This window comes from Aeromonas sp. HMWF015 (assembly GCF_963878965.1).
GTDB lineage: Bacteria > Pseudomonadota > Gammaproteobacteria > Enterobacterales > Aeromonadaceae > Aeromonas > Aeromonas veronii.
In genome coordinates this window covers 1-4,634 of sequence record NZ_CAWNZT010000302.1, presented here as the reverse complement: position 1 = coordinate 4,634, position 4,634 = coordinate 1, and the positions used below count along the sequence as shown (strand labels likewise).

Annotated in this window: 2 protein-coding genes; one reads left to right on the top strand and one right to left on the bottom strand. The window is 60.2% G+C overall.

Annotated elements, in window-relative coordinates:
- Positions 1-331 (top strand): heterodisulfide reductase-related iron-sulfur binding cluster (locus AACS18_RS15595; RefSeq protein WP_258228730.1); only part of this gene is annotated, 331 nt, incomplete at its 5' end.
- A gap of 99 nt (positions 332-430) precedes the next feature.
- Here the strand turns inward: AACS18_RS15595 and AACS18_RS15590 are convergent.
- Positions 431-4,634, bottom strand: a 4,204-nt coding sequence (locus tag AACS18_RS15590) for a type I secretion C-terminal target domain-containing protein (protein ID WP_146184771.1), incomplete at its 5' end; no start/stop codon positions are given.

Below are 4,634 nucleotides of genomic sequence, written 5' to 3'. Positions count from 1 at the left end.
GCCGCTCAATCTGCACATCGCCTACCACACCCCCTGCCACATGGAAAAAATGGGGGGCGTCATCTACACCCTCGAATTGCTGCGCGCCATTCCCGGGGTCAAGGTGACGGTGCTGGAGTCCCAGTGTTGTGGTATCGCCGGCACCTACGGCTTCAAGTCGGAGAACTACCAGACCAGCCAGACCATCGGCGAGGGGCTGTTCGATCAAATCAATCGCCTCTCCCCCGATCTGGTGATCACCGACTGCGAGACCTGCAAATGGCAGATCGAGATGAGCACCAGCTTCCGCTGTGAACATCCGATCCACCTGCTGGCCCAGGCGCTGGCCTGAATCCCCCCGGCCCTTACGGCCGCATAAAAACAATCCACGCAGAGATAAACAAAGAGCCGGCAATTGCCGGCTCTTCTTTTTTACGCTTCACGTACGCTATCAGGGGTGCTGGATGATCAGGCTATGCTGATCTTCCAGCATGCTCTGCAGGATATCGTGGGACGAGGTGCTGGTGAGATTCCAGCTGGTCAGGTCCACATCCTTCAGGGTGATCTGTTGGGTAATCTGGCCATCACCCGCGGGGGAAACCGAGAGATTCACATCGCTCAGGCCATTGCTCCCCGTGGTCACCGAGGCGGAGAGATGCTTGAGCAGATCATCGACACCATTGCCAGTGACCCCTTGCAGCATGTCGGCCAGATCGATTTTGTCCCCTTGCTCCGGATGGAAGTCGGTGATGGTATCGATGGCGGGCTGTCCCTGACTCCCCTCGTCCCCGTGCTGCCAAACGAAGAGATCGCTGCCAGCCCCGCCGGTGAGAATGTCGTTGCCATGCCCCCCCAATAGACGGTCATCGCCAGAGGAGCCAAACAGCCAATCCCCCTGATCGGAACCGACCAGCTCATGACCACTCTGGCCGTGCACCGTGATGGTCTCAAGGGGCGTGCTGACGGTTGAGCCGCCGACACTCGACTCGGCACTGATCCCCAGCACATGGTCACCGTCACCAAAACCGCTGAAGTAGAGCGGAACCGAGTGATCGGCCGGGATCAACCAGTCGCCATTGCTATCGGCATGACCGACACTCTGACCATGCTCATCCTGCACCTGAGCCCCATTCAGGCCGCTGATGCGGATGGAGAGTTCACCGTTGGCCGGATTGACCACGCTGGCATTGATGCCAAGGGGGATAACGGCCCCCTGCAAGGCATGGAACGCATGCTGATCCACCGTCAGACCCGGCATATCCGGCTCGGGAGTGACAGTGATTGTCACCTGATCGGTGTCGCTCAGCGGGCCACCCGCACCAGTGTTGCCCTGATCGGAGGTAGTGACGGTAAGGATATCCTCTCCCCAGAAATCTTTGGCCGGTTCATAGTGCAGGTTGCTTGCCAGCAACTGGTTGAGATCAGCCAGCGACCCCACCAGGGTGATCTCGCTGGTACCCGCCCCCTGCACCATCACGGCACCGGTTGCACCCAGCAAGGTCAGCACACCATGCTCGACCCGCAGCACCATGGAGACAGGAGCACTGCCTACATCCACATCCTTCACGCTGACGCCGGAGAGCGACAGAGAACCATCCTCTTTGACCGTCATGCTGCCAGGCAGCTGATTGACCGGGGCATCGTTGACCGGCTGCACCTCGATAGGCAGCACATCGGTATCGCTGAGTGCCCCGCCACTACCCGTGTTCCCCTGATCGTTGGTGACCATGGTCAGGACGTCATTGCCGTAGAAATCACTGTTGCCCTGATAGGTGACCCCACCAGAGAGCAAGGCATTGAGATCGGCCAGCGTGCCGGTCAGTACCAGCGAACCGGTGCCGTTGCCGACCACCGTCACGCCGCTGCCAGCAGGCAGCGTCAGGGTGCCATGCTCCACCGACAGGGTGATCTTGATGGGGCTGTTGCCCGCATCCACATCTTTCACCTGCAAACCGTGGATGACAAAAGGCTGATCTTCCTGCGCGACCTGAGGGGTCGTTGGCAATACGTTGATTGGCGCATCGTTGACCGGGCTTACATCCACATGGATGGTGCCATTGACCTCGGGGCCAAGGGCGCCGTTGTCGAGGCTCTGGGCGGTGATCTTGAGATCCAGTGCACCGTTGGCATCATTGGTCACCAGCTCGACAGCACCCAGCTTGCCGCCCTCGGTAGTGACCTGCCAGCGACCGCCACCCAGATCAACAACCGTCCCCGCCACGCCATTTGGCAAGCGGATCTCGGCACCATCAGGCACCCCTTCGATGGTGACCCGCACCTGCTCGGGCTTGTTCTCATGCACATTACCCGCACTGCCGCCGGTTGGCTGGGTATCCCGAGTCTCCAGCCCCAGATCCAGAGTAATCACATCCCCTTCGGTACCGCTCGCCTGACCCTGAATGTCGGCGATAAGGGCATCCCCCACCGGATTGACGGTAACGGTAAAGCTGCCACTGGTTTCGAGTGGAATGGTGAGCCCCTTGTCGAGGGTAAAGGCGCTCAGTGACAGATCCACGGTGCCGCTGAAATCAGCTGGCGGGATCAGGGTCAGCTTGGAGAAATCGGTCCCCACCGGGATCTGCCAGACGCCGCCACCATTGTTGACCGCCGGAGCCGACAGGGTGAAGCCATCCGGTACCCCCTTGATCTGCAGCGCGACGATCTGCTCGGAGCCATCGTTGTCGATAAGGGCTGCGCCAAATCCGGCAAAATTGGCCGTGCCATCCTCGCTCCCCGTGACACTGTGCACCGTGAGCTTGGCCGGATCGTTGACCGGTTTTATCTCAAATTCTGCATGCCCGTTCCAGCTGGCTTGCGCCGTGCCGGTGGTAGCGGTATCCAGAATATCGACCTGGATATCGAGCGGCACCTGACCGCTGAAGTGCTCTTTGGGCACAAACACCAAGTCCTTGAGGGCAGCCACGTCGTTGACCACCAGGGTGTTGACCGGCTGGCCGCTGCCATCGATGAAGTAACCATATTTGGCATCCACCGTGATGGTGACCCGCTCCACGGTTTCGAGGCCGCCGCCCGCGATGGAGGGGCTGATATCGGCCAGTTTCACCGAGAGATCGAGGTGGATCTTGCTATCTTCCAGATTGTCCGGCTGCCCGTCCTGGTTGGTGTCCTGAACGGTCAGAGTCAGTTCCGGATGCTCGCCATGGCCACCATTCACATCGACTACGGGGGCGACATCGACCCGTACCATGCTGCTGTCGACCTTGATGTCGCCACTGGCGGTATCCGTGTTGACCACCTTCACCTCGATATTGAGCGAACCGGCAAAGTCCTGTGGCAAGCCGAGGGTCAACCCTTCCAGGCCCGCCAGTGACGGCGGCACCTTGATGACGTACTCACCGGTCGAGATGTTGTACTCGGCCCCGCTGATAGTGACGCCCGCTGGCAGCCCCTTAAGGACAATGGTCACCTCGTCGCTCGCCTGGTCGGCGGCGCCGATATGGATCACGCCTTTGAGCTGCTGACCAAAATCAACCCGGATATCCTCCTTGCCCACCAGCACGGCGTTGTCGTCGATATCGACAGTCGCCGCCGGCGTCTTGGGCGTCACTGGCGTGTTCTCAAATTCGGCACTGGTTTCCAGGCTCACCTTGACATGGGCACTGGCATCGCCATCGTCACCCCGGTCGATCACCATGGTATCGATGCGGATCGGTTCGACCTTGCCGACAAACCCGTCCGGCGCATGCAGCTTGAAGCTGCCGAGGTTGCCCGCCGGCACGATCCAGCTGCCGTTACCGTTGTTGATACCGCCAACCACCACGAACTGATCGCCTGCACCACCGTTCAATACCGGCAGGTTGATCACCAGATAGTCGATCTCCTCCACGCTCGAGGGATCGAGGTCGGTAAAGACGAAGCGTCCAGTCAGGTCTATATCAGCACCACTCTGCCCCACGAGAGCTCCACCGCTCTGGGTCAGCACGCCATCGGGCTCCACCACGGCCTGGATATCGACATGCAGATTGCCATCGATCACCTTCTCGGCCACCGCGCCCGAATCCACATCATGCTGGGTCACGGTAACATGGCTCTGGATAGTGGTATCCCGATCGCTATCCTCCGGCGCCTTCACCAGCAGTTGCCCCCCGTTGAGCAGGCTGTCGAGCTGGGCAGCAGTCAGGGTGACCTTGCCACTGACCACGGTCAGCTGGCTCTCGACACCGCCGACTCGCAGCCAGATCTGGTAGCCATCCTCCACCCCGGAGAGACTCAGCGCCGTGACTTTCTCGGCGCCGTCAGTAAGGGTCGGATGCCAGTCCAGCACGGTGAACTGATCTTCCAGGCCATGGCTGGTCTTGCTGTAGTCGGTGGCATCGATCTCCGGTTCCACCTTGATATGCAGCGGCACATCGAAGCTCTTGTGATCACCATCGTTCTCGGTCACCACCACCTTGGCGATCAGGTTCAAATCCGCCGTGCTGTTATGGGGCGGCTGAATAAGCAGGTTGCCAAAATCGGAGACATCGACCTGATAGGTCGGCTTGCCATGGGCGTCGAGTCCGGCAAAGGTGAGGGTCAGCTCCTTGCCATTGGCATCAAAGACCCGAGCACCTTCCGGCAACCCTTGCAGCACCACGTTGAGGCTCTCGGAAGTATCGTGCGGGGTATCGACCCACTCGCCCGAGGTGAGGGTA